The organism is Streptomyces virginiae, from assembly GCF_000720455.1.
GTDB classification, from domain to species: domain Bacteria; phylum Actinomycetota; class Actinomycetes; order Streptomycetales; family Streptomycetaceae; genus Streptomyces; species Streptomyces virginiae.
Genome location: NZ_JOAK01000006.1, coordinates 123,484 through 149,275, shown reverse-complemented (window position 1 = coordinate 149,275; position 25,792 = coordinate 123,484). Strand labels below are relative to the sequence as shown.

General features: G+C 72.4%; 28 protein-coding genes, 1 tRNA gene and 3 pseudogenes. 13 read left to right on the top strand and 19 right to left on the bottom strand.

What is annotated here, in order from left to right:
- Positions 1–61 precede the first annotated feature (61 nt).
- Positions 62–604 (top strand): SMI1/KNR4 family protein, encoded by a 543-nt coding sequence (locus IG86_RS42235; protein ID WP_030896809.1) that lies wholly within the window; start codon positions 62–64, stop codon positions 602–604.
- Between the two features lie 56 nt (positions 605–660).
- Here IG86_RS42235 and IG86_RS0112715 read toward each other — a convergent pair.
- Positions 661–1,338: pseudogene (locus IG86_RS0112715) on the bottom strand (alpha/beta hydrolase fold domain-containing protein); the annotation flags it as partial.
- Positions 1,339–1,550: 212 nt separating this feature from the next.
- Between IG86_RS0112715 and IG86_RS0112710 the strand changes: the two are divergent.
- Positions 1,551–2,117 (top strand): hypothetical protein, encoded by a 567-nt coding sequence (locus tag IG86_RS0112710; protein WP_157854814.1) that lies wholly within the window; start codon positions 1,551–1,553, stop codon positions 2,115–2,117.
- Positions 2,118–2,148: 31 nt separating this feature from the next.
- On the opposite strand, the gene IG86_RS0112705 is transcribed toward IG86_RS0112710, so the two are convergent.
- Together IG86_RS0112705 and IG86_RS0112700 are read right to left on the bottom strand one after the other, a co-directional pair.
- Positions 2,149–2,439 (bottom strand): hypothetical protein, encoded by a 291-nt coding sequence (locus IG86_RS0112705; protein ID WP_030896805.1) that lies wholly within the window; start codon positions 2,437–2,439, stop codon positions 2,149–2,151.
- A gap of 76 nt (positions 2,440–2,515) precedes the next feature.
- Positions 2,516–4,024, bottom strand: coding sequence for an AMP-binding protein (locus IG86_RS0112700; protein ID WP_157854813.1), 1,509 nt, complete (start codon positions 4,022–4,024; stop codon positions 2,516–2,518).
- Between the two features lie 118 nt (positions 4,025–4,142).
- Here IG86_RS0112700 and IG86_RS0112695 point away from each other — a divergent pair, with 118 nt between their 5' ends.
- Entirely contained in the window at positions 4,143–4,880 is a 738-nt protein-coding gene (locus IG86_RS0112695) for a class I SAM-dependent methyltransferase (RefSeq protein ID WP_030819880.1), read from the top strand.
- A gap of 104 nt (positions 4,881–4,984) precedes the next feature.
- A pseudogene (locus IG86_RS44280) lies at positions 4,985–5,357 on the top strand (rodlin).
- A gap of 202 nt (positions 5,358–5,559) precedes the next feature.
- Here IG86_RS44280 and cynS read toward each other — a convergent pair.
- Positions 5,560–6,030, bottom strand: coding sequence for a cyanase (gene cynS / locus IG86_RS0112685; protein WP_030896799.1), 471 nt, complete (start codon positions 6,028–6,030; stop codon positions 5,560–5,562).
- Between the two features lie 46 nt (positions 6,031–6,076).
- Positions 6,077–6,661, bottom strand: a complete 585-nt coding sequence (locus IG86_RS0112680; protein ID WP_030819876.1) for a carbonic anhydrase — start codon at positions 6,659–6,661, stop codon at positions 6,077–6,079.
- Between the two features lie 157 nt (positions 6,662–6,818).
- Here IG86_RS0112680 and cynR point away from each other — a divergent pair, with 157 nt between their 5' ends.
- Entirely contained in the window at positions 6,819–7,736 is a 918-nt protein-coding gene (gene cynR / locus IG86_RS0112675; protein ID WP_030819874.1) for a transcriptional regulator CynR, read from the top strand.
- 78 nt (positions 7,737–7,814) lie between these two features.
- On the opposite strand, the gene IG86_RS0112670 is transcribed toward cynR, so the two are convergent.
- From IG86_RS0112670 to IG86_RS45320, 4 genes and pseudogenes are all read right to left on the bottom strand, one after another.
- Positions 7,815–8,477: a response regulator gene (locus tag IG86_RS0112670; RefSeq protein WP_030896797.1), complete on the bottom strand. Its 663-nt coding sequence runs from the start codon at positions 8,475–8,477 to the stop codon at positions 7,815–7,817.
- Positions 8,474–8,947, bottom strand: a complete 474-nt coding sequence (locus IG86_RS43920; protein WP_051785123.1) for an ATP-binding protein — start codon at positions 8,945–8,947, stop codon at positions 8,474–8,476. The genes IG86_RS0112670 and IG86_RS43920 overlap by 4 nt, the downstream gene beginning before the upstream one ends.
- Before the next feature lie 61 nt (positions 8,948–9,008).
- A pseudogene (locus IG86_RS45325) lies at positions 9,009–9,092 on the bottom strand (hypothetical protein); the annotation flags it as partial.
- Between the two features lie 12 nt (positions 9,093–9,104).
- Complete coding sequence (locus IG86_RS45320) at positions 9,105–9,488, bottom strand: hypothetical protein (RefSeq protein ID WP_338116743.1); 384 nt, start codon at positions 9,486–9,488, stop codon at positions 9,105–9,107.
- Between the two features lie 132 nt (positions 9,489–9,620).
- On the opposite strand from IG86_RS45320, the gene IG86_RS0112660 reads away from it, so the two are divergent.
- The 3 genes from IG86_RS0112660 (at position 9,621) to IG86_RS0112650 (ending at position 11,559) form a co-directional block, all read left to right on the top strand.
- Positions 9,621–9,983, top strand: coding sequence for a hypothetical protein (locus IG86_RS0112660; RefSeq protein ID WP_051785121.1), 363 nt, complete (start codon positions 9,621–9,623; stop codon positions 9,981–9,983).
- A gap of 39 nt (positions 9,984–10,022) precedes the next feature.
- Entirely contained in the window at positions 10,023–10,310 is a 288-nt protein-coding gene (locus IG86_RS0112655) for a hypothetical protein (protein ID WP_037847789.1), read from the top strand.
- 139 nt (positions 10,311–10,449) lie between these two features.
- Positions 10,450–11,559, top strand: coding sequence for a serine hydrolase domain-containing protein (locus tag IG86_RS0112650; RefSeq protein ID WP_051785120.1), 1,110 nt, complete (start codon positions 10,450–10,452; stop codon positions 11,557–11,559).
- 68 nt (positions 11,560–11,627) lie between these two features.
- Here the strand turns inward: IG86_RS0112650 and IG86_RS0112645 are convergent, their stop codons facing one another.
- Entirely contained in the window at positions 11,628–15,101 is a 3,474-nt protein-coding gene (locus IG86_RS0112645; RefSeq protein WP_037942335.1) for a M28 family peptidase, read from the bottom strand.
- Between the two features lie 183 nt (positions 15,102–15,284).
- On the opposite strand from IG86_RS0112645, the gene IG86_RS0112640 reads away from it, so the two are divergent.
- Positions 15,285–16,244, top strand: a complete 960-nt coding sequence (locus tag IG86_RS0112640) for a LysR family transcriptional regulator (RefSeq protein WP_030896794.1) — start codon at positions 15,285–15,287, stop codon at positions 16,242–16,244.
- A gap of 29 nt (positions 16,245–16,273) precedes the next feature.
- On the opposite strand, the gene IG86_RS0112635 is transcribed toward IG86_RS0112640, so the two are convergent.
- The 6 genes from IG86_RS0112635 to IG86_RS0112610 form a co-directional block, all read right to left on the bottom strand.
- Positions 16,274–17,104: a class I SAM-dependent methyltransferase gene (locus IG86_RS0112635; RefSeq protein WP_030819859.1), complete on the bottom strand. Its 831-nt coding sequence runs from the start codon at positions 17,102–17,104 to the stop codon at positions 16,274–16,276.
- A gap of 135 nt (positions 17,105–17,239) precedes the next feature.
- Positions 17,240–17,470, bottom strand: coding sequence for a hypothetical protein (locus tag IG86_RS0112630; protein ID WP_030896792.1), 231 nt, complete (start codon positions 17,468–17,470; stop codon positions 17,240–17,242).
- Between the two features lie 92 nt (positions 17,471–17,562).
- Complete coding sequence (locus IG86_RS0112625) at positions 17,563–18,798, bottom strand: mannosyltransferase family protein (RefSeq protein WP_078905881.1); 1,236 nt, start codon at positions 18,796–18,798, stop codon at positions 17,563–17,565.
- A 127-nt stretch (positions 18,799–18,925) separates the two neighbouring features.
- Positions 18,926–19,384, bottom strand: coding sequence for a hypothetical protein (locus IG86_RS39855; RefSeq protein WP_051785119.1), 459 nt, complete (start codon positions 19,382–19,384; stop codon positions 18,926–18,928).
- The gene (locus IG86_RS0112615; protein ID WP_030657916.1) at positions 19,377–19,874 is read right to left on the bottom strand and encodes a SigE family RNA polymerase sigma factor; all 498 of its coding nucleotides are present in this window, start codon (positions 19,872–19,874) and stop codon (positions 19,377–19,379) included. Before IG86_RS0112615 ends, IG86_RS39855 begins: the two co-directional genes overlap by 8 nt.
- A gap of 290 nt (positions 19,875–20,164) precedes the next feature.
- Positions 20,165–20,238: transfer RNA gene (locus IG86_RS0112610), tRNA-Met, on the bottom strand.
- A gap of 288 nt (positions 20,239–20,526) precedes the next feature.
- On the opposite strand from IG86_RS0112610, the gene IG86_RS0112605 reads away from it, so the two are divergent.
- A complete protein-coding gene (locus IG86_RS0112605; RefSeq protein ID WP_030036890.1) occupies positions 20,527–20,730 on the top strand; it encodes a cold-shock protein in 204 nt (67 codons plus the stop codon).
- Positions 20,731–20,807: 77 nt separating this feature from the next.
- Here the strand turns inward: IG86_RS0112605 and IG86_RS0112600 are convergent, their stop codons facing one another.
- A complete protein-coding gene (locus IG86_RS0112600; RefSeq protein ID WP_051785118.1) occupies positions 20,808–22,175 on the bottom strand; it encodes an MFS transporter in 1,368 nt (455 codons plus the stop codon).
- Positions 22,176–22,225: 50 nt separating this feature from the next.
- Between IG86_RS0112600 and IG86_RS0112595 the strand changes: the two genes are divergently transcribed.
- Entirely contained in the window at positions 22,226–22,633 is a 408-nt protein-coding gene (locus IG86_RS0112595) for a MerR family transcriptional regulator (RefSeq protein ID WP_030819846.1), read from the top strand.
- A gap of 14 nt (positions 22,634–22,647) precedes the next feature.
- Positions 22,648–23,349, top strand: a complete 702-nt coding sequence (locus IG86_RS0112590) for a ribonuclease H family protein (RefSeq protein ID WP_030896784.1) — start codon at positions 22,648–22,650, stop codon at positions 23,347–23,349.
- Position 23,350: 1 nt separating this feature from the next.
- Here the strand turns inward: IG86_RS0112590 and IG86_RS0112585 are convergent, their stop codons facing one another.
- The gene (locus IG86_RS0112585) at positions 23,351–24,277 is read right to left on the bottom strand and encodes an SDR family NAD(P)-dependent oxidoreductase (protein ID WP_030896783.1); all 927 of its coding nucleotides are present in this window, start codon (positions 24,275–24,277) and stop codon (positions 23,351–23,353) included.
- Between the two features lie 125 nt (positions 24,278–24,402).
- Positions 24,403–25,170: a LamG domain-containing protein gene (locus IG86_RS0112580; RefSeq protein WP_234316310.1), complete on the bottom strand. Its 768-nt coding sequence runs from the start codon at positions 25,168–25,170 to the stop codon at positions 24,403–24,405.
- A 203-nt stretch (positions 25,171–25,373) separates the two neighbouring features.
- Between IG86_RS0112580 and IG86_RS0112575 the strand changes: the two genes are divergently transcribed.
- A complete protein-coding gene (locus IG86_RS0112575; protein ID WP_030819838.1) occupies positions 25,374–25,781 on the top strand; it encodes a GNAT family N-acetyltransferase in 408 nt (135 codons plus the stop codon).
- Positions 25,782–25,792: the final 11 nt, after the last annotated feature.

The window sequence follows — 25,792 nt, the reverse complement described above, 5'->3', positions numbered from 1 at the left end:
GGGCACTACGCCGGGCCCTCCCTCGAAAAATCGGCTGCACGGCAGCTGTCATCATGGCGCCGTGACGAGAACACCTCACGCACGCCCCGACGAAGCCACCCTCGAAGACCTGCGGTCCGCGTTCCCGGCCGAGTGGCGCGAGCCGGCCCTGGGACACCCGGCGGTCGAGGCGTGGGAGGCGGCGAACGGCGTGACGCTGCCGGAGCCCTACCGGTCGTTCGTCGCCGAGATCGGCAACGGTGTCCGGCCGGGCCCGCTCGGCGTCGGGCTGCAGCCCCTGGGGCAGTTGCCCGGCTGCTGGGCCCGTGTGGAGCCGAGGCGACCTGGCGCGTTGTTCCCCCTGGAGGCGGAGTGGATCTGGGAGGACGACGAGTGCGTCGAGGGCGATGAGGACGCACGGATCGGCGCGGTGTTCACCCACGGCTCGATCGTGCTCCGCGCCCAGGACGCCCAGGCGTTCTGGCTGCTGGTGACCACCGGACCGCAGCGCGGCCGGGTGTGGCTGGTCACGGACGTAGGCGCCAGCCCGGCCCCCGACGGCGAACCCGCGGATTTCGCGCAGTGGGTGAGGCGCGGACGAACCGGGGACGGCGTCTGGCCCTAGGTCGTGTCCGCAAAGTCCCGCCTGCGCGGCGGGGCCCGCCCTCCGGGCGGCCGACGCTACTTTGCGGACACGCCCTGACGGCTGAGGAGGCGCCGGAGCCGGCGGATGCGGGCCTCACGGGCGTCCCGGGTCAGGGCCGCGGCCGGCGCGGAGGAGTCGAAGCCGTGGAACGCCCCCGGCCGTACGTGCAGTTCGGCTTCGCCGCCCGACCGCCAGATCGCGTCGGCGAACGCCACGTCCTCGTCACTGAACGTCTCGGCCGACCCGACGTCGATGTAGGCCGGGGGCAGCCCGGACAGATCGGTCGCCCGCGCGGGAGCCGCGTACGGCGGCACGTCCGCGGTGCCGTACAGGTCGCCCAACAGGGCCTGCCACGCAATCGCGTTGGAGGTCCGGTCCCAGATGCCGACGCCGGCCATCCAGTGGCTGGAGACGCTGTCGCCGCGGTCGTCGAGCATCGGGCACAGGAGCAGTTGCCCGATGGGTGTGGGCCGAGTGGGCCCGCCCCGGTCGCGGATGAGCAGGGCGAGCGCCGCGGCGAGGCCGCCGCCCGCGCTCTTCCCGCCGATCACGATGCGTTCCGGGTCGATGCCCGGCTCGTCGGCGTGCGCGGCAGCCCAGACGAAACCGGCGTAGCAGTCCTCCACCGGTCGGGGATGGCGCACCCGGGGCGCCATCCGGTACTCGACGGAGATGACGGCCAACCCCAGGGGGAGGGCCCACTCGCGGAGCAACAGAGTGAAGGGCTCCCACATGCCGGTGAACGTCGTCCCGGAGGGACGCATTGGCCGTCTGTTGTCGCGTGGGGAGTCTGTTGAGGGGTCAATTGAACAGTCCACATCCTCGACTTGCAAGCCGCCCAGCCAATGACAAGCTGTAAGCGAACCGCGTGTGTGGGCTCGACAGGTCGAGCGAAACAATGACTCTTCACCTTGGGATCCACCTCATGGAAAACAAACTGTCGCGCATTGATGACGTCGCCGTGAATGGGGACTGTGTGGTCTCCGCAAGTCGTGATTCGGCCGTTGAGCTTGTGAAACAGGCGGTCGAGGGCGGAATCTCGGCGTCGTTCTACGTTCCCCGCAACATCGCCGAAGCTGTTTTGGCCTGGTACTGGACCGCCGAAAGAATTCGGGAAGTCGGAGTGGAGGTCGTGTCGAACGAGGAGCAGCGAAGTATTGAGAAGGAGTTCGGACTCGAGGACGTCATCCACTTCGCGAATCGCATCGAATGCGAGAACTGCGGTCACGTGTACGGGGCCTTCGAGTTCGTGGAGCAGGGCATTCGGACGCATGGGAAGGAAGCGGTCGAAGCGGTCCTGGACCTCAAGAGCGCCGTCCTGATCCGCGTCAACCCCACCGAGGTCTCCATCTGCCCCAACTGTGAACAGCGGATCACGCAGGGTGGCCTCAAGCTCGGGGAAAGAATCGTCGGCGGGACCGAAGTCCCTCATTACTACGGCGGGACGTCTGCGTATGCGGGCTGCTGCAGAGGAGGGCAGCTTCAGAGGTAGCGCTCGTTGCGTCGCCCGGCCGACGGGTCTGTCAGTCCTCGTCCGGCGTCGGGACGCTGCCCGCAGCCTTCTGCACCATGGCCGCCAGCTCGTCCCGGTCCAGACCGGTCGTCTCCGCGTAGTGGTCGAGGGCCGTATCCAGCAACCACCAGGGTTCGCGGGCGTCTTCCCACGCGTCCCGCCAGGTCACGTGCTGCTCGTCGGTCCATTGAGCCGCTTCGCCGAGCTTCTCCTGAAGCTGCGTCAACTCGGCGTGCGCCGCGTCGGACGCCTCCTGCAGTTCCACCAGTTCGTCCAGTGCTTCGGCCAGTTCGATTTCCACCCCGGGATCTTAAGCGTCAAGAGGACGCACGGACAGCACGGCCGGACGGTCAGGTGGTATGGGTTACTTCCTCCCGTTATGCGCGCCCGCCATCGGTGGCCGACGCCGCGCGGGCGCGCAGGCGGCGCTTGTCCGGTTTGCCGCGGGGAGTCAGGGGGATTTCCCGGAGCCAGAACACCGCAGTGGGGCGGTGTGCGCGGGCCAGCTCCCGTTCCACCAGCTCGCAGGCCCCGTCGGCTGCGCCCGGACCGGGCGCGTGCCCTGCCGTCGGGACGAGGAAGGCGCACACCTCCTCCCCGGTGAGGTCGCTGTGCCGGCCCACCACCACGGCCTGTGCCACGGCGGGGTGCCGGGCGAGCGCCGCCTCGACCGGCAGGCAGTACACGTTGTCCCCGTCGACCATCACCACGTCCGCGGCCCGGTCGTCGAGGTACAGATAACCGTCCGCGTCGAAGTGGCCGAGGTCCCCGGTCCGCAGCCAGCCGTCCCGCAGTACCTCGGCCGTCAGCGCGGGCCTGCCCCAGTAGCCGGACATCGCGGCCTCCGACCGGGTCCACACCTCACCCGTGTGCCCTGCCGCCACCGCCCCGCCCCGCTCGTCGCGGACCTCGGCCTCCACACCGTCGACGGGCCTCCCGACCGACGCCAGCAGTTCCGGCCGCCCACCCACCGCCGCGTCGTGGTCGGCCGGGTTCAGCCGGCAGATCACCCCCGCCTCGTTCGTGCCGTAGCCCTGCCGCCACTGCCCGCCCCAGCGCGTCACCGCCTCCCGCAGCCGTTGCGGATGGACCGGCGAGTCCCCGTAGGAGATCGCCTCCAGCCCCGGCAGTCCATGGGCGGTCACGGGGTCGTCCAGCAGCCGGTACACCATCGACGTGGTCAGGTACGTGGACACCGGCCCCAGACGCAGGCAGGCAGCTGCGAACTCCCGCGTCCCGAACGGCTCGACGATCTCCACCCGCCCGCCGGCCCGGAACTGCTCCAGGCACCGGCCCCCGGACCGCTGCGCGAGCGAGGTGACCGACAGGTAGTCCGTCTTGGCCCAGCCCGTCGGCCGTACGGAGTTCCGCGCGGCCATCGCACCGAAGGTCGAGGCCACCCCCTTGGGCCGCCCCGTCGTCCCGCCGGTGTACGTCACCCTTGCCACGTCCTCGTCCCGCGCCCCTACGGACACCGGCCCGGCAGCCGTGCGTCCGCGAGCCTCCCGGACCGCTTCGTCCAGATCCAGCCGCCGCGCTCCCGTACCCGGCACCGGTACGTCGTGCACCACCAGGTCCGGCCGGCAGTCCCGCAGGATGAAGTCCAGCCCGTACAGCGCGGGTCCGGCGAGGACCTGCGTCAGCCGCGCACCCAGCAGGTGCGCGGCGATCCGCACCAGCAGCACCTCCGGCCGGTTCGAGCCCGCGACACAGGCCAGCCCCGAGCCGCGCCCGATCCCCGTATCGGCCAGCACTCCGGCGAGCCGCCACGACGCGTCGAGCACGTCCTGGAACTCCAGCACGACCGGTCCGGTCCCGAGCGCGGGCCGCCCCGCGTGGCGCTCGAACGCCCCCACCAGCTCCGTGACATACCGCGCGGCCACCATCCGCGATCCGCCTCTCCACGTACCGTGGGCGATCGTACGGGCCGTCCCGGCCACACCGGCCCCCACCACACCGGCGGCCCACTCCACGGAAGGGCGGCCCGGCGGCATCATGGGCGGCATGACGACCGAATCCCGTGCTCGTTCATTCAGCTCCGCGGCCGCGCGCTACGCCGCGAACCGCCCCTCGTATCCGCCCGAGCTCTTCGACACGCTGGAGCAACTGGCCGGGTTTCCCCTGGCCGGCGCCCGCGTCGCCGACGTGGGGGCGGGTACGGGAATCGCCACCTCCCTGCTGGAGGCCCGCGGCGCCCGCGTCGTCGGGGTGGAACCGGGCGAGGGCATGGCCTCCGAGTTCCGGCGCCGCAACCCCCGCACTCCGCTGGTCCGCGCGGACGGCAACAGGCTGCCGCTGTCGTCCGGATGCCTGGACCTGCTGACGTACGCGCAGTCCTGGCACTGGACCGATCCGGACCGCGCGGTCCCCGAGGCGCTGCGGGTGCTGCGGCCCGGCGGGGCGCTCGCGATCTGGCACAACGACCCCGACGTCACGGTCGGATGGATCGCGGAGCAGCAGGCACGCATCGAGGCCCGGTTCGGGCCCGGCTGGTACATCAACGAACGCGCCCGTTCCCAGGACGGGCTGCGGTTCACCGACCGTCACCTGTCGTGGTCGCGCCGGGTACCGGTCGACACGCACCTGGCCAAACTGTCCACGCATTCCCTCTTCCTCGTCGGTGAGCCGGGCACGGACTCGTTCCTGTCCGACGAACGCGCCCTCCTCATGGGCCGCTTCCCCGACGGATGGGTGGAGGAGCACTACGTGGTCGAGGTGAACGTGGCCGTCCGAGGAGCGTGACGAGGAGCATGCGGCCGATCGGGTGAAGCACCGGAACCCGACGTCGCCCCGGCCGTTGATCAAGGCGCTCACCCCCATGCACTCGTGTGACATAAGGACCCCTGATGCTCAAGAAGATCATGGCCACCGCCGCAGCCACCGCATCCATCGTCGGCGCGGGCGCCGCGGTCGCCGCCCCGGCCATGGCCGTCGGCAACGACAACGGGATCAACACCGTCAACGGCAACGGTGCCCAGCAGATCTACGGCAACCAGAAGACCCACGGCGACCAGAGCCCGCAGCTCGGCCTGGTCCAGGGCACCCTGAACAAGCCCTGCATCGGTCTGCCCGTGAAGGTCAACGCCCAGTCCGTGCTGGCGCTACCCGCAGAACCAGCAGTGCACCGAGAACTCCACCCAGGCCAAGGGCGACGAGCCGCTCTCCCACATCCTGGACAACATCCCGGTCCTGTCCGGCAACGTCTCGGCCGGCAGCTGACGCAGTCCCCTTGTACGAGCCGGGGCCTCCGACGCCTGCGCGAGTGCCCACGGGGCCCCGGCTTGTTCCACCCGGATCCGCCGATCCGGCGCTCCGAACGGCGCGCGCCGGCCCGACGGCCGTCGACGTGGGCACCGAACCTCACGCCACAGAGCCTCCCGCCCGACCGGGCCGGAGGCTCTGTCGCGTTCCGAAAGCCGCGTCAGAAGGGCCTGGTCGGCAGGTACTTGCCGTCCAGCGTGATGACGGCCCGCTCGCCGCCCTCGGGGTCGGCGACCTTCCGGACGTCGAGCCTGAAGTTGATCGCGCTGATGATGCCGTCCCCGAACTGTTCGTGGACCAGGGCCTTCAGGGTGGTGCCGTAGACCTGGAGCATCTCGTGGAAGCGGTAGATCGTCGGATCGGTCGGGATGCCGCCGGGGACGGATCCGCGGGTCGGGACGGTCCGCAGCAGGCGCACCGCGTCCTCGTCCAGGTCCAGCAGCGCGGCGACCGCCGTCGCGGCGGACAGCGGCAGGGCGTGCTGGCCCAGCAGGGCGGCGGTGACGAAGGCCACCGACAGGCCGGCGGCGTCGGCGAGTTGCTGCCAGGTGAGGTCCCCCCGGGTCTTGGCGTCGACGACGGCGACGGCCAGCTCCTGGCGGGCGGTGGCGTCGAACTGGGCGTGCAGCATGAGCGGTTCCTTCGCGTTGTTCGAGAGGCAGGTGGTGGGGGAGCGGTCAGAGGGCCGCTGCGGGGCCGACGTCCGAGACGCCGCCGGAGGGGATGTCGTAGACCCAGCCGTGCAGGGTGAGGGTGCCCGCGGCCCGCGCCCGGGCGACCGCCGGATGCGTGGCCAGGTTCGCGAGCTGGGCGCGGACGTTCTCGCGGATCAGCGCGGGCAGCCGGCCCGGTCCCGTCTCCGTGGTGCGGGCCACCGAGGCGTCGGCGTGCCGCAGCCAGCGGGCCACGGATCCGGCGGCGCTCAGGTCCGCGCCCTCGGCCAGGGCGGTCATCGCCCCGCACCCGGAGTGCCCGCACACGACGACCGAGGTGACCCCGAGGACCGAGACGGCGTACTCGATGCTGGCCGTCACCCCGTCCGGATCCGGCATGTGGGCGGGGACCAGGTTCCCCGCGGTGCGGACGACGAACAGCTCGCCCGGCTCGCTCTGGGTGATCAGCTCGGGCACCACGCGGGCGTCCGAGCAGCCGATGAACAGGGCCGTCGGACGGTGTGTACCGGCCAGCCGGGCGAAGAGCTCCGCCTTGGCCGGAAACACCTCGCGCTGGAAACGCGCGACGCCGTCCGAGAGATCGTGCAGGGGGCCGAGGCCGAGGGTCTGCATGGCGTGCACAGCCACCCCTTCCGGTGGGATGCGCCCCGTGGGGCTTGACGTGTTCCACCATGCATGAGCTGCATCTATTGTGTCCAAGACGCAATATCCATGTCTCCTATCGATGCCATCTATAGTCGAGTGCATGGCCCTGGAACTGCGTCACCTGCGCTACCTCATCGCCGTAGCCGAGCACGGCAGCTTCACGCGCGCCGCCGAGGCGCTGCGGATCTCGCAGCCCACCCTGTCCCAGCAGGTGAAGCAGCTCGAACGCGCCGTGGGCGCCCAGCTGCTGGACCGCACCGGGCGCGCCGTACGGCTCACCGACGCCGGCGCGACGTACGTCCACCACGCGCGCGGCGCCCTACGGGACCTCGCCGCCGCCGAGCGGGCCGTCAAGGACCTCGCGGACCTCTCCCGGGGCCACCTGCGCCTCGCGCTGACCCCGACCTTCACCGCCTACCTCGTCGGCCCGCTCGTCGCCGGCCTCCACGAAGCCCACCCCGGCGTCACGCTGGAGCTCCTGGAGATGCCGCAGGACGACATCGAGGCGGGCCTGCTCGCCGACCACCACGACCTCGGCCTCGCCTTCGACCGGCCGCACCTGCCCGGCATCACCGCGACCCCCCTGTACACGGAGACCCTCGGTCTGGTCGTCGCCGCCGCCGAACACGACGGCCCGGATCCGGGGACCGGGCCGCTGCCCGTACGCGACCTCGCCGCGCGCCGACTGGCCCTGCTCAGCGGGGACTTCGCCACCCGCGGCCACGTCGACGACTACCTGGCCACCCACGGCGTCCGGCCGCACATCGCGGTCGAGGCGAACTCCGTCCAGGCGCTCACCGAGATCGTCCGGCGCACCTCGCTGGCCACCGTCCTGCCCGACGCCGTCACCCACGACCACCCCCACCTCCGCCAGGTCGCCCTCGACCCCGCCCTGCCCGCCCGCACCGTGACCCTGCTGCGCCGGGAGAGCGCGTACGAGAGCGCCGCGTCCCGCGCCTTCACCGAGCTGACCGCCCGCCTGATCCGCACCCGCGGCTATCCGCGGTCGGCGGGCTGACCGGTCGGCGGGCTGAGCGGGCGGCCGGCCGAGCGGGCGGCCGGCCGAGCGGGCCGACCGGGGCGTGGCGCTGCGTGCTCAGCGGGGCGGCGTGACCAGCCCCATGTCATAGGCGGTGATCACGAGCTGGATCCGGTCGCGGGCCCCGAGTTTCGTGAGCAGGCGTGACACGTGCGACGTGGCGGTCGCGACCGTGATGAAGAGGTCCCGCGCGATCTCGGTGTTCGAGTGGCCGCGCCCCACCAGGGTCAGCACCTCCCCCTCCCGGTCGGTGATGCCCTCGACCGGCCGTGGCGCGCGCTCCGGGCCGGCGGCGGGACGTCCGACGAAGTCCGCGATCAGACGGCGCGTCACGCCCGGTGAGATCAGGGCGTCGCCGGCGGCGACCACGCGGACCGCGGTGAGGAGGTCGTCCAGGGCCATGTCCTTGACCACGAAGCCGCTCGCGCCCGCCCGGAGCGCGCCGTGGACGTGCTCGTCCTCGTCGAAGGTGGTCAGGACCAGGACGCGGGCCGTCCCCGGACCGGTGGTGATCAGGCGGGTGGCCTCGATCCCGTCCATACCGGGCATCCGGATGTCCATCACGACCACATCGGGGCGGACCTCTTCGGCCAGCCGGACCGCCTCGGCGCCGTCGCATGCCTCGCCCACGACCTCCAGGTCGGGCTGATCGGCCATGAGGACGCGCAGACCGGACCGCACCAGCGGCTGGTCGTCGGCGAGCACCACCCGTACGGTCATCGCCCCTCCACCGCGGCCGCGACGGGTGCGGGCAGCGGCAGCCTGGCCGCCACCCGGAAGCCGCCCCCGGGCCGCGGCCCCGCGCTGAGGTGGCCGCGCAGCAGCCCCACCCGTTCCCGCATGCCGACGATGCCGAAGCCGTGGCCGGCCGGTGCGCCCGCGGCGGCGCCCGGGCCGTCGTCGACGACCTCCACGCACAGCTCCTCCCGCTCGAAGCCGATGGCCACCCGGCAATGCCCGGTATCCGCGTGACGGACCACGTTCGTCAGCGCCTCCTGCACGATCCGGTACGCGGAAAGCCCGATGTCTGCCGGCACGGGACGCTCCTCCCCGCTGCGCCGCACCTCGACGCGCACCCCCGCGTCCGCCGTGGCGGCCGCCAGCCGTTCGATGTCCGCCAGCCCCGGCGAGGGGGCGAGGGAGGACCGCTGCGCGGCGGCCGGGCCGCCGTCCGCCTGACGGAGCGCCACCAGTGCGCCGCAGCCCGGCCAGCGTCTCCCTGCTGGTGGCTTCGATGGCGCGCAGCGCCTCGTGGGCCTGGGCCGGCTGGGTCTCGATCACCCGGCTCCCCACTCCGGCCTGGATGGCGACGATCCCGATGCTGTGGGCCACCATGTCGTGCAACTCCTATGCGATCCTGAGCCGTTCGGCGGTCACCGCCTCCGCCACCTCCTGCGTTCGCAGGGCCACCGCATGCTCGCGGCGCTCCCTGCTCAGCAGCCCGGCCATACAGCACGCGGCCATCGCCAGCAGGGCGATCACCGCGTTGACAGCCAGAGCGTCCCCGCCCGCCAGGTACGCCAGGAACTGGCCCTGGTACGCGGCCTCCGCACTCCCGTACAGGGTGTCCGGGGTGCCCACCACGACCACGGTGGAACCGAACAGGGCCGTGCCCAGCGCGACCAGGGGCGCGCGCCGGACGAGGCCGACGAGCAGGCCGGCCGCCAGCAGCGACCCGACGGCGTGGACCGTGCCCGATGCCCGGGGGGCGCCGCCCACCAGCAGACCCACCGCGAGGAGGTAGGCGGCGGCGCCCGCCCGGGCGCCGGCGCGCCCCGGCCCCGTGCAACACGGCCTGGGAGACGAGGAAGGAACCGGCTGAGGCGAGCGCGCCCACCGCGGCCCACAGCGCGGGACGCCGCCGTGCCGGTCACCCATCCCGGCGTGCCGCGGGCGCTGGTGGCGTCCGCGCTGGTGGCCCCCGTGTCCGCACTGGTCGGTCTGGGCCTGGGCGTACTGCTCAGGCACGTGGCCGCGACCATGCTCACCGGCGTCTTCACGCTGCTGATGCTGCCCACGATGTTCTCGGAGAGCGCCCTCTGGTCGGCGGACGTCAACCACGCGATGGTCCCGGCGGCCTGGCGACGGCTCGTCCAGAGCTGGGAGGCGGACCCCGGATCGCTCGGGTACGCCGCCACGGTGCCCGGGTCCTGGGCCGTGTACGCGCTCTGGCCGCTGACCGCCGTGGCCCTCGCGGTGATCGTGGTGCGGCGCCGCGACGTGTGAAACCGGCTCCGCGGTGCCCCATCCGGTAGCTTCGGTTCCATGACCACTGAGCCGCAGAGCTTCGAGATCCTGGTGGTGCCCGAGCACATCGAGAACCTCCGTGGCGCCTCCCCGGCGGACCGCGCTCTGAGGTCGGCCGTGGTCGAGGCGACCGGCGAGCAGGGGGCCTCCGGATACCCGCGCTACCGGGGGCAGGGCATGGAGGCCGACATCGACCCCGGCACCCGCACCATCGAGGCCCTGCTCGTGGACGGCGCGGAGCTGGACTACGGGCTGATCGCCATGATCGCCCCCGAGGGCAGGGGCCGGGGCGGCCGCCCGAAGTAGCGGCGCACGGATGGGTGAACCGGGGCGTTTCGGTCGTATTGATGTTGGCCGGGAGCGGGCCAGCGCGGGCCGGGTGCGGCGCCGTAGCGTCTTTCCCACAGGGAAGAACGTGACTGGCGCGCATCGAGGAGACCGACGGATGACCAAGCCCGTTCCCCAGCAGACGAGTTCGCGCGGCGCCGTGCAGGAGGTCCTGGACCGCGCGGTGAGCGGGGCCGGCCTCCCCGGCATGGTCGTCGAGGTCCAGGACCGCCGGGGCCGGTGGTTCGGCGCGGCGGGGGTGGCCGACACGGCGACCGGACGTGAGCGGCTGCCCGAGGAGCAGTACCGCATCGGGAGCACCACCAAGACCTTCACGGCCACCCTCGCCCTCCTGCTCGCCGCCGAACGCAGGCTCTCCCTGGACGACACCGTCGAGCGATGGCTCCCGGGCCTGGTCAAGGGCAACGGCAACGACGCGGGCGCGATCACCGTCAGGCACCTGCTCGGCATGACCAGCGGGCTCTTCAACTACTCCGTGGACGAGGGGCTGCTTTCCCGGCACTACGGCCCGGCCTTCCTGGAGCACCGCTTCGACCGCTTCAGCCCCGAGCAGCTGGTGGAGATCGCGACCGCCCACGCCCCGGACTTCGCACCGGGCGACGGCTGGACGTACAGCAACACCGGCTACATCCTGGCCGGCCTGATCATCGAGCGGGCGTCCGGCCGGACCTTCGCCCACCAGGTGGAGCAGCGCATCGCCCGCCCGTTGGAGCTGACCGGCACCTACGTCCCGGGCGGCGACGAGCACGGGCTGCGCGGACCGCACGCCCGGCTCTACAGCAAGAACTTCCTCACCGCGCCCGACGCCGAGGTCCACGACGTGACCGAGCTGGACGCCAGCTTCGCCTGGTCGGCCGGCGGCATGGTCTCCACGGCCGGCGACCTGAACCGCTTCTTCGCCGAGCTGCTGGGCGGCCGGCTGCTGCCGCCGGCCCAGCAGGAGGAGATGTTCGCGGCCCGACCGACTCCCGAGGGCAAGTGGATCCCCGGTGCCTCCTACGGCCTGGGCATGTCGTCGATGACGGTGTCCTCGGGCGCGAAGGTCTGGGGCATGGGCGGCGCCATCAACGGCTCGTTCTGCTACACCTACGGCACGCGCGACGGCGAGCACCTCGTGGCCCAGAGCGTCAACGGCGACTGGAACGACCCGATCGGCCTCTTCACGCAGGTCCTCGAAGCGGAGTTCGCCGACGAACGCCCCGCGTGAGGGGCAGGCGTCCGGCCCGGACCCCGTCGGACGGGGCCCGGGCCGGACTTCGGCGGGTCAGGCGGGCATCAGCTCACCTGGAGGGTGACGTCGTCCACGACGAAGGAGGTCTGCAGGGACTGGTCCTCCACGCCGTTGAACTTCAGGGTGACGGTCTGGCCGGCGTATGCCGACAGGTCGTAGGACTTCTCCACGTAGCCGGAGTTCGCGTCCAGGTTGGAGAAGGACGCCAGCGTCTGGCCGGCCACGGACACGGTGAACCGGTCGTAGACGACGTTCTCGTCCTCGTCCGTGTCGATGTGCAGGAAGAAGCCGAGCCGGTACGAGGCGCAGCCCGAGGGGACGGCCAGCGACTGCGAGGCGCTGTCCGTGTGGGTGGACCCGTACCCGTTGAGCCAGGCCTTGTAGCTGCCGCCGTGCGGGGCCTGACCGGACTGGTTGGTGATGACGCCCGCGGTCGCGCTCCACGGACCGGAGCCGGTCTCGAAGCCGCCGTTGACCACGAGCTGGCGCGGGGTGCAGGAGCCGCCGCCGGTGACGGTGAGGGTGTAGGTGGTGGTGTGGCTGACGGTGCCGGAGCCGGTGACCGTCAGGGTGTAGGTGCCCGGGGCGGTGCTCGCGCCGACCTGCACGGACAGGGCGGAGGAGCTGCCGGACTGGACGGAGGACGGGCTCAGCGTCGCGGTCACGCCGTTCGGCGCGCCGGAGACGGAGAGCGCGACGGTCTGCGCCGCGCCGCTGACGGTCGCGGTGTTCACCGTCGCCGAGGTGGAACCGCCGGGAGCCGCGCTGCCCGCGGACGGGCTGACGGCGACGGAGAAGTCCTGCGCCGGCGTCTCACCGCCGACGGCCTGCTTCCAGACGGCGTAGGCGACACCGTCGGCGCTGCGGTTCAGCACCGTGGCGTTGATGTTGTTCGTCGTGTCGCAGGAGCTGTGGTAGCAGGGGTCGTAGGCGGCGTTCGCGGTGCCGCCCCACTTCGAGGCCTGGGCCGAGGTCTTGCGGGCGCTGGCTCCGGCCGCGTAGCCGGAGGTGGGGATGCCGCCCTGCTGGAAGGAGTAGTCGTCGCTGCGGCCCTGTCCCTCGGTGTTCTCCTCCGGCGCGAGGTTCAGCGAGGTCCAGTACGCCTTGAGCGGCGCGGCGGTGGCGGAGTTCAGGTTGTTGATGAAGTAGCCGCCGTTGGTGGAGCCGACCATGTCGAAGTTGTAGTAGCCCTTGATGGCCGCGCGCTGGGCGCTGCTGAGCTGGTTGACGTAGAACTCGGAGCCGTTGAGGCCCTGCTCCTCGTCGGTCCACCAGGCGAAGCGCACGTGCTTGGTCATCGTCGGGTTCTTCTGGGCGAGGACGAGGGCGTTCTCCAGCAGGGTCGCGGAGCCCGAGCCGTTGTCGTTGATGCCGGGCCCGGCCGAGACGCCGTCCAGGTGGGCGCCGAACATGACGGTCTGGTCGGCGGGGCCGCCGGGCCAGTCGGCGATCAGGTTGTTGGAGGGGTAGGTGCAGGAGGAGCAGTTCTGCTCGGTGACGGTGTACCCGGCGGCCTGCAGCTTGCCCTTCACGTAGGCCAGCGACTGGGTGTAGCCGGCGCTGCCCGCACGGCGGTGGCCGCCGTTCTGGGTGGCGATGGTGTTGAACTGCGCCAGGTGCGCCTGCACGTTGGCGACATTGATGTCCGGCGGGTCGTTGCCGGGCTGGGTCCCGCCGACGTTCAGCGTGTAGTCGACGGTGTGGGACAGCGTGGTGCCCTGGCCCTTGACGACGATCGTGGACGTGCCGGGCGCGGCGTTGGCGGTGGCGGTCAGGGTCAGCACGGAGGACTGGCCGGACTGCACGGTCGCCGGGTCGAAGGAGGCGCTCACCCCGGCCGGCAGGCCGGAGGCGGTCAGCGTCACGGACTGGGCGGTGCCGGTGGTGACGGTGGTGCCGACCGTGGTGGTGACCGTACCGCCCTGCTGGACGGTGCCCGAGGACGGGTTCAGCGCCATCGAGAAGTCGTTGTTCTGGCCGCTCGGGGTGCAGGTCGGGTCGGCGGACTGGGCGGGCACGGTGATGCCGTCCCAGGCGGCCTTGGTCTTGTTGAAGAGGTCGCAGGTGGCGTCCAGCGACTTCGCCGAGTTCAGCGTCGCCGTACGGTACTTCTTGTAGGACATGCCGCTGGTCTTGAGCAGCATGCCGCCGTAGAAGATCTTGCCGGCGTTCTGCACGCCCACGCCGGTCAGGGCGGACCCGTTGCAGGTGCTGCTGCTGGGCTTGCCGCCGCCCGGGCTGGTGCCCTCGGCCAGCAGGTAGAACCAGTGGTTCAGGGGACCGGCGGCCGCGTGCACCTCGGTGCCGGGTATCGCGGAGCTGTAGCAGGCGGGGTCGTTGTTGACGGCCGGCGGGTTGTACATGTTGCGGATCGGGCCCCGGCCCTGGAGGTTGATCACCTCGCCGACCGTGTAGTCCGGCGTGTCGTACGGCGCCGGTTCGTTGGCGAAGGCCTCGGTCAGCGCGCCGAAGATGTCGCCGGTGGCCTCGCCGAGCCCGGACTCCTGGCCGCTGGTGCCGCCGGGGGTGTTGGAGTCGATGGCGTGCCCGTACTCGTGGGCCACCACGTCGATGCCCGCGATCCACTCGTTGGCACTGTTGCGCCCGATGGTGACCGAGCTGCCGTCCCAGTAGGCGTTGAGGTCGCTCAGGCCGACCTTGGCGGGGAAGCTGCGGCCGTTGCCGCTGACGCCGTTGCGGCCCAGCCACTGGCTGAGCATGTCCCACTGCTTCTGCGCGGCGAACATCAGGTCGACGCAGCCGGTCTCCTTGCTCGTGGGGTTGCCGGTGCCCCAGGAGTCGGAGGACTTCGTGAAGACCGTGCCCGTGCTGTAGTCGGCGCAGCTCAGACCGGTCCGGTTCGGGTCGCGCAGGGTGTAGGTGGAGCCCGAGTTGGTGGTGTCGATGGTGACCGGGCCGGGCCCGTTCCACTTGCTGTTGCCGGTGCCCGCCACCACGTCGTCGTAGCTGTCGACGAAGGCGCCGGTGCGCGCGTCGACGAAGACGTGGAGCTTGCTGGGCGCGGTCCTGGTACGGCCGCTCAGCACGGTCTCCCAGGCCAGCACGGGCTTGTCGTCCTTGAGCCGGACGACGAGCCGGCTGCTCTCGACCTTGTCGACCGCGGCGAGCTTCGCCCGCGAGGTGGCCTCGGCGTCCTTCGCGGACACCGAGGGCCGGGTGGCGACGTCGATGCGTACGGAGGAGGCGGACTGGAGGGCGCGGACCTTGCCGGCGCCGTCCGCGAGGACGACCGCGTCGCCGCCGACGACCGGCAGGCCGCGGTAGCTGCGCTCGTACGACACCGAATAGAGGTCCTTCACCCAGGGGGTGACGAGTCGTCGCTCGTACTGCTCCTGCGCGGAGTTGACCAGGGAGTCGAGACCGCTGTCGACGGCCTGGTCGGCGGCCGCGACCGCACGTGCGGCGGGTGTGTCCTTCTGGGACGGTGCGGGCTGCGCCTGCTGCGCTGCCGATGCCGTCCCGGCCAGGGCGCCGGCGAGGCTCGCGGTCAGCGCCATCGCTGCCACGGCCGCCGTCCATCTGGTGGGCTGCAACGTCCACTCCGATCGTGGGGGGTGCGGGGATGAGTGGGTGTTCGTTCGCGGCCGAGTATGAGCGTGGACATGACGAGAATGGGACATCTCGGCAGGCATAAGGTCCGCGTTATGGTGCGGTCGCGGCGCCCTGCGTACGCTGCCCGGATGCAGCTGGAGTTGAGGCATCTGCAAGCCGTCCTCCGGATAGCGGAGGCGGGCAGCCTGGGGGGCGCGGCGCGACGGCTGGGAGTCTCGCAGCCGGCCCTGTCCGCCCAGCTGAGGCGCATCGAACGGGTCACCGGAGGCGACCTGTTCGTACGGGGACGCGGCGGCGTGGAGCCCACGGCGCTGGGGCAGTTCGTCCTGGCGAAGGCACGGCGCGTGCTGAGCGAGATGGACGCACTGGGGGCGGAGGCGCGCGCCATCTCGACCGGCGGCCCGCTGCGGCTCGGCTGCATCCTGCTCGTACTGCTCGACGGCCTCCTGGCTCAGACCGACCTGTCGATGTCGGGCCGGGAGATCGCCGTGGACCTGGAGGACTCGGTCACCGCGCTGGCCCGGATGCTCGGCGCCGGACGCTACGACGCGATCGTCTACGGCGAGGTCAACGACCACGAAGTGCCGCTGCCGGAAGGGGCCTTGGCCAGGACGCTGATCCCGAAGGAGCCCTTCGGGATCCGGCTGTCCGCGCGGCACCCACTGGCCGGCCTGGACCGCATCGACCTGGCCGACCTCGCGGGGGAGTCGTGGATGACTCCCGTGGAGGACGACGACGGCGGCCCCGAGGCACTCGTCGCGGCCTGCGCGGAGGCCGGGTTCAGCCCGTCACTGCGCTACCGGATCACCGACCGCAAGATGCACTACGACCTGGTCGCGGCCGGCCGCGCGGTCTCGCTCTGCCAGCCGACGGCCCCGACGGCCGAGGGCACGGTGATGCGCCCGCTCGTCGGCAGCCCCATCACCGGACGCATCCGTCTCGCCTGGAACCGCTCGGCGCTCTCGGCCGGGCAGGCGCGGCTGCTCTACGGGGCGGCGGCCCGCGCCTACCTGGCCAACGTCGACAACAACCGCTTCCACCGGGAGTGGTGGGACGCGCACCCGGAGGTGCACCCGGTCATCGACTGACCGGCCGTGTGCCCCGGGGCGGGGTGTCGTCAGCCGCGGCGGTGGGCGGTCAGCAGCAGGTACTCCCACTCCATGACGCCGTCCGTGGTGTGCTCGGCGGCGAGGGCGTCGAGCGCCGCGTCCAGCGCCGCGACCTTCTCCGGATCGTCGCCCACCGCGCGGTACACGGCGATGGTCGGCCCGTAGCAGGCCTTGAAGAACTCCCGGAAGTCCGACGGGTTCTTGAAGAGGGTCACGGGGACCTTCCGGCGGCGGGCGACCACGTCGGTCACCGCGTCGCCGAGCAGCTCGTGGACGTACTCCTCGCTGCCCCACAACGGCGGCGGCTGCACACCGGGCGGGGGCGGCGGGGCGTACGGCTTCATCGTGGCGAAGAGCCGGCCGACGAAACCCTCGGGGGTCCAGCTGAGCAGCCCGACCGTCCCGCCGGCCCGGCACACGCGGAGCATCTCGTCGGCGGCGGTGCGGTGGTGGGGGGCGAACATGATGCCGATGCAGGACATGACGACGTCGAACTCGCCGTCCGCGAAGGGCAGGTCCTCGGCGTCCGCCTCCCGCCACTCCAGCTGCGCGCCCTGCACGGCGGCCAGGTGCCGCCCGACCTCCAGCAGTTCGGGGGTCAGGTCGGACGCCACGACGTCCGCCCCGGCCAGCGCGGCCGGGATGGCGGCGTTGCCGGAGCCCGCCGCGATGTCGAGGACCCGGTCGCCGATCTGGATCCCGCACTCCTTCACCAGCAGCGGCCCCAGTGGGGCGACGACATGGGATGCGACGGACGGGTAGTCGCCCAGCGCCCACATCGCCCGGTGCTTGGCCTTCAGGGTGCGGTCGGCCTGCCCCGCCTCGCTCGCATCGGTCATGACAGCCGTCCTCCAGCGCTCGAAGCGGTCCTTCCCCGAGCCTAGGGACGATCGGGCGGACCGGCCCGTCGGCGGAGCCACCCGGGTGGCGGGCCCGCCGAGACCGGGCCGGTAGCGGGCCGTCAGCCGTGGCCGTCAGTCACGGGCCGCGAGGCCCCCGAAATCGCGGGCGAAGCCCTCGCGGAAGCCGGGGCGGTCCAGGGCGCTCTCGAAGGCCAGGGCGGCGCGTGCGAGAGCGGTCGCGTTCTCCTGGGCGGCGGTGAGTTCGGCGAGGTACGCGCGCAGGCTCAGTCCGCGGTCGGCGGCGAGCACGGCGAGCCGGTCGCGCACGTCGGTGTCGACCTCGACGGTGGTGGTGTCGGCCATCCTCCGAGTATGCGCGCCCGACGCCCTCCCGGGGGCCCGTTCGCCCCCGCCGGCCCCCACCCGCCAGGGGGGTGTCCCGCCGAGCAGGCCCGCTACCCCGCCCAGCGTCCGGTGAGGAAGGTGATGGCCACCGTGGTGCACAGCGGCCCCGCGACGTACAGGTAGGCGCTGCGCACCCAGGGGCGGCGCATGCTCCAGCCCGCCAGGGCGATCCACAGCGGCCACCACAGCAGGGTGGAACGGGGCACGGAGGTGTACCAGTAGGACGTGCCCAGGGCCCACAGGGTGAGGGCGATGTAGAGGGCCTCCGGCCAGCGGCGACCCCGTACCAGCACGCCCAGGAGGACGACGCCGGTCACCATGGCCAGGAGCTCGGCCTGCGACATCAGTGCGTAGCCCGTGGGCTGGGTGTGCTCGAAGGCGGCGGTCCAGGTGTTGGACCAGGCCTCCCACGGCAGGTGGAAATCCCGGTACCAGCCCCGCTCCTGGGAGTGCTTCCAGGCCATCCAGTCGCCGGTCCACGAGTGCAGGTACCAGCTGTGCAGCACCGGCGCGAGGGCCGGCAGGAACAGCCAGGGGGCGGACCGCCGGGCGGCGCGGGTCCGGGCGGTCAGGAGGAAGTGCAGGGCGAGCGCGGCCGCGAGGAAGAGCCCGGTGACGCGCACCGAACAGGCCAGGCAGGCGAGGACCGAGGCGGCGGCCCAGTTCCGGCGCTGCGCCGCCAGCCAGGCGGGCAGGGCCAGCGCGAGGAAGAGGGACTCGGTGTAGCCGGCGGCGAGGAACACCGCGCAGGGCGAGACCAGCAGGAAGGTCACCGCCCGCCGGCCGGCCTCGTGGTCGCCCAGCAGACCGCGGGCGATGCGGGCGAGGGCCACGACGGCGACGCCCCCCGCGACGAAGGAGATCAGTGCTCCGGACGCCGCCCAGGAGGGGACGACCGTGTGCACGGCGCGCAGGGCGAGGGGGAAGCCGGGCAGGAAGGCCTCCCTGTTGTCCCAGCCGATCGTCCAGGGTCCGGCCCCGTCGGGGAAGTAGCCGTCCTTGGCTATGTGGAAGTAGAACGACCAGTCCCATCGCTGCCAGGGCGAGAGCAGCGACATGGGCCGGCGGCTCTCGCCGTCGGAGGGGAAGAGCCGGCCGACGGCGGCCGCGGTGGCCCAGATGCCGACGCGGGTCACCAGGTAGAGCCACAGCACCTCCCGGTCGGCCCGCCCGAGCCACCGCAGGGTGGGGATCGGGCGGCGGGGGCGGGGGATCGCGGGACGACGCGCGGGGGCGGGCCGCGAGCGGGGCGTCCCGGACGGCCGAGGCGGGGCTGATACGGACATGAGGGATCTCCTGGGCCGTCTGAGGACGTGCGGAACCGCCGGCCCGGGATTCCGGGCCGGTGTCCGCGGGCGGCGGTGCGGGCTGGGGTGAAGGCGGGGCGGGCCGGCTGCGGTCGGCGGGACGCCGCTACGGCGGCGGCTGCGTGGTGGCGGTGGGGGTGCCGGGGTACCTCGACCCCTGGGGCGGGCGGGCGCTCATCGTCCAGGTCGGGTCGGGGTCACCACCCACGCCCGCGGTCGCGGAGGGCGGCGGGTTCAGCGCTGTCGTGGTGCTCTGCGCGGAGGGCGGAGCGGAGGGGGGAGGGGACGTGGGGACGGAGGTCGGCAGGTCGGACGGGGCGACCGGAGAGGGGGTGGTCGCCGGGAGCGTCGGCCGGCCGGAGTCCTGCGGGAGGAACGCGGCCAGCGCCGCGCCCGATCCGCCGAGGAGCAGGCAGCAGGCGGCGGCGATGCCCACGATCCGGCGCCGCCGGACCAGTTCGCCGCGATGCTCGATGGCGGAGACGGGCGGGAGCGAGGTCGCGGCCTGCCCGGCGGAGGCCGCGGCGCGGAAGGCCGACCGCAGCGGGTCGTGGGACTCAGGCATCGGGAGCCTCCTCGGTGCGCGGATCCTGCAGATGACGTGAGAGGGCGGCGCGGCCGCGGGAGAGGTGCGTCTTGACCGTGCTCGCGGACAGCGAGGTCTCGGCGGCGATCTGTTCGACGGTCAGGTCGCACAGGTAGTGCAGCGCCATCGTGCGGCGCTGCTTCAGGGGGAGCAGCCGCAGCGCCTCGACGAGGGCGACCGCCTCGGGGCCCGGCCCCTCCACGTGCGGCGCGGGAGCGGTGCGCCGCCAGGCCTCGGCGCTGCGCCGGCGCACCCGCCAGCGGCTGACCGCGAGCCGCCACGCGACGGTACGGATCCACGCTTCCGGGCGGCCGTCACGGTCCAGCTGGCGCCGGCGACCCCACCCGCGGACGAAGGCCTCCTGGACCACGTCCTGTGCCTCGTGATGATCACCGAGCATCACGTACAGCTGTCCTGTGAGCCTTCCCGCCGCTTGTGCGTAGAACGCTTCGAACTCCTCGACGGTCAAAAATCGCTCCCGAATCCATGTGTCCCTCTCACCGGGCATACGCCCGGCGCACCGCATCCGGTCGACAACGGACGACAGGATTCTCTGTGACTGCGGTCACATGGCATGCGGCCGGTTCATCGTCGCGTCGGCCGCCTCGGGGGCGGCGGCGCCACGAGTCCGGACAGGGCCCGCCGGGTGGGGCGGATCGGGACCCGAAGGGAGTGCGGGGCTCGGCGCGGCCGGACGCCGCAGCCGCCGGAAACGACGGAAGGGCCCGGATCCACAAGGATCCGGGCCCTTCCGGGCAGTAGCGGGGACAGGATTTGAACCTGCGACCTCTGGGTTATGAGCCCAGCGAGCTACCGAGCTGCTCCACCCCGCGTCGGTGAACCTCACCCTACGGCATCCGGGGGACGCCCTTCGACGCATTTTCGGGCGGCGCCGCCCGGCAAGTCCGTACAAGGGCGAATTCCCGCCGCGCAGGCGTGATCATTCCCCCTGGTGACAGTGCGTGCAGGCGTGTACCTTCTCCGGTAGCTGTCGTGGTTCCAAGTGCCTTGCCCACGCCTTCTGGTGTGGGCAGTTTTGCTGTGTTGTGCCGTAGGACCAGGGCGATCACCTCCGTCCTCCACGCCGTGTGGAGGACGTACGTCAACGGGAAGGCATGAACATGGCTACGGGAACCGTGAAGTGGTTCAACTCTGAGAAGGGCTTCGGCTTCATCGCCCAGGACGGTGGCGGCCCGGACGTCTTCGCCCACTACTCGGCGATCAACGCCACGGGCTACCGTGAGCTCCAGGAGGGTCAGGCCGTGACCTTCGACATCACGCAGGGCCAGAAGGGCCCGCAGGCGGAGAACATCACCCCCGCCTGATCCCCGGCCGGCCCGGGCTGTGGCCCGGGCTCCGGAGAACCGTTTCCTCCCCTGGTGTGAACCGGGGGAGTGGACGATCAGGGCCGTGCGGCATCGCCGCACGGCCCTGATCCGTGCACGGGCCGGGACGCCGGCCGGCGCGTGCTCCGGATCCGGACCGCCGCCCCGACGGCGGCGAGAGCGACCGTCGCGATCCCGGACGCCGCCAGCACCCCCCGGGGGCCCATCAGCGCGATCAGGGGCCCGCCGAGTGCCGTGCCCACCGGGCCGGCGGTCAGCAGGGCCGCGCTACGCGCCGCGAGGACCGTCGTCAGCCAGGCGGCCGGGGTGCGTTCCTGGAACAGCGTGTACGAAAGCGCCGTGAACGGACCGTAGATCAGGCCGCCCAGGGTGAAGCAGGCCAGCGTGACGGGTGCGGACGCGCCCAGGCCGAAGGGGACGAGAGCGAACCCCCAGCCCGCGACGATCCCCAGCGTCACCGGCCAGAGCGGGAACCTCCGCAGCGCGCCCGCGGCCAGCCCGCCCAGCACGGCGCCCGCGCCGAACAGCGCCCAGTACAGCCCGAGAAGACCCGCCCCGGCATGCAGGTCGTCGGTGACGTGCAACGGCAGCGCGACCTCCGCCGGCCCGTACAGGAAGTTGAAGAACCAGGTCAGGGCCAGGACGCCGAGGAGTTCGGGCTGCTTGCGCAACAACTGCAGGCCGGCGGTCGGCCGGTCTGAGCCGGTCACGGCGCCCCCCTGCCCGTTCGCCCCGGCCTCGGCCCCCGCCTCCACCTCCGACCCCGTCCGCCACTGCGACTTCGTCTCCGGCTCCGGCTCACCGCCCGGGGCCCGGACCCTGCCCACCTGCACGGCGAGCACGGCGAAGGACAACGCGTCGAGGCCGATGAGCCAGGCGGGGCCGACCACCGCGGCCAGGAACCCGGCCAGGGCCGGGCCGATGACGATCGAGGCCGAGACGCTGGAGGACAGGAGGGCGTTGGCGGCCAGCCGCTGCTCCGGCGGGAGCATCTGCGCGACCAGCGAGTACCGGCCCGCGTTGCCCCAGGCGTGCAGTACGGACGAACCCGCGAGCAGTGCCACGTACAGCACGGGATGCAGCAACCCGGTGGCCCAGGCCAGGGGTACGCAGCCCAGGAGGACCGCGCGGATCCGGCTGTCGGCCGCCAGCAGCCGCGCCGCGGGAAGGCGGCGCAGGAGGCGCCCGAAGAGCAGCGCGCCGAGGGCGCCGGGAAGCGCGTACGCGGCGAGCGCGGCCCCCAGGAGCAGGCCCGAACGGCCGGGAGGCGCGATCTCGATGGCCAGCCACGCCACCGCCACCACGCTCATCCCGTCACCGAGATCGGAGGCCGCCAGGGCGGGCAGCAGCCGTTTGAACCCGGCGTGGGCGAAGAGCGGACGGTAGGCCTGCGGCAGGAGGCGAGTTGTCTGTGCGGGAGTCACCGGGTCAGACTCCTGGTTCAAGCGCACTTGAGGTCAAGGGGGAGTGATCGGTGCGACAGCTCGGCATAGGTGAGCTCGCGCGACGGGTCGGCATGCGGCCCTCGGGGCTGCGCTACTACGAGAGCGTCGGCCTGCTGCCGTCCGCCGAGCGGGCGGCGGGCCGACGGGTCTACCCGGTCGCCACCGTGCGCCGGATCGCCCTGATCAAGATGGCGCAGCGGGCCGGCTTCACCCTGGCCGAGATCCGCGCCCTGCTGGACACCGACGGGGACCGCGGCACCACCCGGCAGTGGCGCGCCCTCGCCGAGAGCAAGCTCCCCGAGCTGGACCTGTTCATCCGGCAGACGCAGATGCTGCGCGACGCCGTCGCGGACTGCCTCGCCTGTGGATGCATGAACTTCGACACGTGCGGGCTGCTCGCCGAGGACGGACCGGGGGCCGCGCAGCCCCGGGGATGAGGCATGATCGGGGGATGTCTGATCGCATCATTGCCGCCTGTGACGGAGCGGCGAAGGGTAATCCCGGGCCCGCCGGCTGGGGATGGGTCATCGCCGACGCCGAAGGACGCCCGGAGCGCTGGGAGGCCGGTCCGCTGGGACGGGCCACCAACAACATCGGAGAGCTCACCGCGCTCCAGCGGCTGCTGGAGGCGCTGGCGCCCGGTACCTCCGTCGAGGTGCGGATGGATTCGCAGTACGCGATGAAGGCCGTCACGCAGTGGCTGCCCGGCTGGAAGCGCAACGGGTGGAAGACCTCCTCCGGCCAACCCGTCGCCAACCGTGAACTCGTCGAGGAGATCGACCGGTTGCTGGCCGACCGCGACGTGACGTTCCGGTACGTTCCCGCGCACCGCGAGGACGGCGACCACCTCAACGCGATCGCCGACCAGGCCGCCAGCGACGCGGCGCTGCGGCAGGAGGCCGCGGGCACGGCCCTCGGGAACGCCGACCTGCCCGTTCCGGCGCCCGCCGCGCCCGCGCGGAGCAAGTCCGCCACGGCGAAGAAGCGAGCGGCCGCCGGCTCCGCCACGGGCCGCGGGAGCCGGGCGATCAAGGCGAAGTTCCCCGGCAGCTGCCCCTGCGGGAAGCCGTACGCCGTGGGCGACATGATCGCCAAGAACGGCAGCCGCTGGGGCCACGAGAACTGCGCGGCCCCAGCGGCCGACACGGCCTAGCCTAGGTGGTCAGGTCGCGGCTCATGTCCCACAACCGGGCTGCGACGTGGGGGTCGGCGAGGTGGTTCCACACCGGTTCGCGCCGGGGCTCGCCCCGCAGGCCGAACACCCGCGGTCCCCACAGCTCGCCGCCGCGCACGGCGGGGTCGAGCACCGCCCGGACCGCGGGCCAGGCGCCGGCGTGCTTGCCCTGGAGCACCAGGGCCGCCGGTGCCGTGGCCCATCGTGCGCCGGCGCCGCGCACGTGGAACGGCGGCCGCGACGGGGTGAGGGAGTCCAGTGCGCCGCCGGGATGGACCACCACGCTCGCCACCGTGCTCCCGGCAGCGCGCAGGCGGCGGTCGAGTTCGACGCCGAAGTACATCTGGGCCAGCTTGGAGCGTCCGTAGGCGCGCTGGGGCCGGTAGTCCGTACGGGACTGCAGGTCGTCCAGGTCGAGCCGCTCGGACTTGGCCGCGAAGCTGCCCATGGTCACGACGCGGGCCGCCGGCGCGGCCGACAGGAGCGGCATCAGCGACCGGCTCAGGGCGAAGTGCCCGAGGTGGTTCGTGCCGAACATGAGCTCGTGACCGTCCCCGGTCACCCGGCGGGGCGGGTCGTCGAGCGCGACACCGGCATTGTGGACCACCGCGTCGAGGCGGTCCTCGGCCAGCGACTCCACGGCCGCGTCGAGCGAGGCGAGGTCGGCGAGGTCCAGCCGTACGGCCCGGACCCGCGCGCCCGGGACCCGCGTACGGATCGACGCCGTGGCGGCCTCGGCCCGGCCGGGGTCCCGGCAGCCGAGCACGACGGTGGCCCCGGTCGCCGACAACTGCTCCGCGACGAAGTACCCGATGCCGGCATTGCCTCCGGTGACGAGGAAGACCCGCCCGTCGGCAGCGGGCAGCCGGTGGATGTTCCAGGGCGGGGTGCAAGAGGTGGACGGCATCAGGGCGGGCTCCCATGCGGTGGCGGCCGGCCGCCCCCACGGGCGGCCCGGCCCCCACGCTCCCGCCCCCCACCGACACACCGCCGACGGACCACCGACACCGTCGTGCTCCCCGCGGACACTCCCTAGGGGCGGATCACGCGGAGGTAGGCCACCTCGAACGACATCTCGGACACGGCCCGGTCGGGGGCGGGGTGGTAGCGGCCCGCGCAGACCGAGAGGTTGACGATGAGGTACGCGCGCCAGCGGCGTCCCACCCCGCGCCGGTCGGCGAAGACCTGCTTGCCGTTGACCCACCACACGACCGAACGGGACCCGAACTCGACCTTGAGGTCCACCCAGCGGCCGGGGCCCACCGACGGGTCGCGGTGGTAACGGGAGCCGCCCTTGACGTGGTTGGACAGTTCGAGGAGGTCGGGGTTGTCCGGGTGGTACTCGAAGACGTCGATCTCGTTGTCGCCGTCCAGCCAGGTCCAGATCGCGGGCCAGGCCCCGAGCTCGGCGGGGAGTCGTACGCGGGACTCCAGCACGTCCCCGGTCCGCACCATGAAGCCTTCTTCACTGCCCTCGGTGGTCAACAGGCCCGTGTTCCAGTTGCCGTCGGGGCGGCGGACGGCCCGGAAGGTGCCGCTGCGGCTGAAGGAGGGGTCCGCGACGAGGTGGTCGAGCTTGTTGTCGCCGGGGTTGGTCGGGCCGCCGTTCGGATAGGCCCAGGAACGGCCGGCGACCCATTGGCGGGTCGAGCCGAAGTCCGCCGTGAAGACCGGGGCACGGGCGCTCGCCGGGCCGGCGCTGTCACGTTCGGGAGTGGGGGCGGAGGTCGAGGCCGAGGTCGAGGCGGAGGTGGAGCGTCCGAGGAGCCGTCGGATCCGGTCGAGAACCTGAGTGAGCACATCGCTCCTTCCCGAGAACGCGAGCCCTTGCAGCATGCCCGCCTCCCGGGCAATACATACCGGTCCACCGGTTTGTATGTCAGCCGCCCCGACGTGTAATAATCCCAATGCATTTTCAGCTATTACTTGCGAGAGTGGGTCCCCTGGCGGCGGCACGCGTCCGGGACGCCGACTCGAAGAGCCGAGCAGGGAGTTGCACCGGTATGTGGAAGTGTGAGCGGGTCATCGGCGCCGACCTCGACGTCGAGGAGGTGCTCGGCGTCTACCGCGCCTCCACCCTCGCCGAGCGGCGCCCCGTGCACGACGTGGAGCGGTTCGCCCGCATGCTGGCCGGAGCCAACCTGGTCGTCGTCGCCCGCGACGAGGACGGCCGTCTCATCGGCATCGCCCGCTCGATCACCGACGGCGCCTACTCGACCTACCTCGGCGACCTGGCCGTCGACGTCGCCCACCAGGGCAGGGGTGTGGGCCGCGACCTCGTCCGGGTCACCCGGGAAGCGGTGCCCGAGGCGAAGGTGGTCCTGCTCTCCGCGCCCGCCGCGGTCGACTACTACCCGCACATCGGCTTCACCCGCCACGAATCCGCCTGGACGATGGACCGCCTGTTCTAACGTCGCATTTC

Coding starts and splice junctions, on each gene's coding strand:
- IG86_RS0112640 (WP_030896794.1), top strand. CDS start 15,285: ATGCAGCTGGAGTTGAGGCATCTGCAAGCCGTCCTCCGGATAGCGGAG.
- IG86_RS0112695 (WP_030819880.1), top strand. CDS start 4,143: ATGACGACCGAATCCCGTGCTCGTTCATTCAGCTCCGCGGCCGCGCGC.
- IG86_RS0112655 (WP_037847789.1), top strand. CDS start 10,023: ATGACCACTGAGCCGCAGAGCTTCGAGATCCTGGTGGTGCCCGAGCAC.
- IG86_RS0112635 (WP_030819859.1), bottom strand. CDS start 17,104: ATGACCGATGCGAGCGAGGCGGGGCAGGCCGACCGCACCCTGAAGGCC.
- IG86_RS0112645 (WP_037942335.1), bottom strand. CDS start 15,101: ATGGCGCTGACCGCGAGCCTCGCCGGCGCCCTGGCCGGGACGGCATCG.
- IG86_RS0112650 (WP_051785120.1), top strand. CDS start 10,450: ATGACCAAGCCCGTTCCCCAGCAGACGAGTTCGCGCGGCGCCGTGCAG.
- cynR (WP_030819874.1), top strand. CDS start 6,819: ATGGCCCTGGAACTGCGTCACCTGCGCTACCTCATCGCCGTAGCCGAG.
- IG86_RS0112625 (WP_078905881.1), bottom strand. CDS start 18,798: ATGTCCGTATCAGCCCCGCCTCGGCCGTCCGGGACGCCCCGCTCGCGG.
- IG86_RS0112630 (WP_030896792.1), bottom strand. CDS start 17,470: ATGGCCGACACCACCACCGTCGAGGTCGACACCGACGTGCGCGACCGG.
- IG86_RS0112700 (WP_157854813.1), bottom strand. CDS start 4,024: ATGGTGGCCGCGCGGTATGTCACGGAGCTGGTGGGGGCGTTCGAGCGC.
- cynS (WP_030896799.1), bottom strand. CDS start 6,030: ATGCTGCACGCCCAGTTCGACGCCACCGCCCGCCAGGAGCTGGCCGTC.
- IG86_RS0112710 (WP_157854814.1), top strand. CDS start 1,551: ATGGAAAACAAACTGTCGCGCATTGATGACGTCGCCGTGAATGGGGAC.
- IG86_RS0112585 (WP_030896783.1), bottom strand. CDS start 24,277: ATGCCGTCCACCTCTTGCACCCCGCCCTGGAACATCCACCGGCTGCCC.
- IG86_RS39855 (WP_051785119.1), bottom strand. CDS start 19,384: ATGCCTGAGTCCCACGACCCGCTGCGGTCGGCCTTCCGCGCCGCGGCC.
- IG86_RS0112605 (WP_030036890.1), top strand. CDS start 20,527: ATGGCTACGGGAACCGTGAAGTGGTTCAACTCTGAGAAGGGCTTCGGC.
- IG86_RS0112670 (WP_030896797.1), bottom strand. CDS start 8,477: ATGACCGTACGGGTGGTGCTCGCCGACGACCAGCCGCTGGTGCGGTCC.
- IG86_RS0112575 (WP_030819838.1), top strand. CDS start 25,374: ATGTGGAAGTGTGAGCGGGTCATCGGCGCCGACCTCGACGTCGAGGAG.
- IG86_RS0112590 (WP_030896784.1), top strand. CDS start 22,648: ATGTCTGATCGCATCATTGCCGCCTGTGACGGAGCGGCGAAGGGTAAT.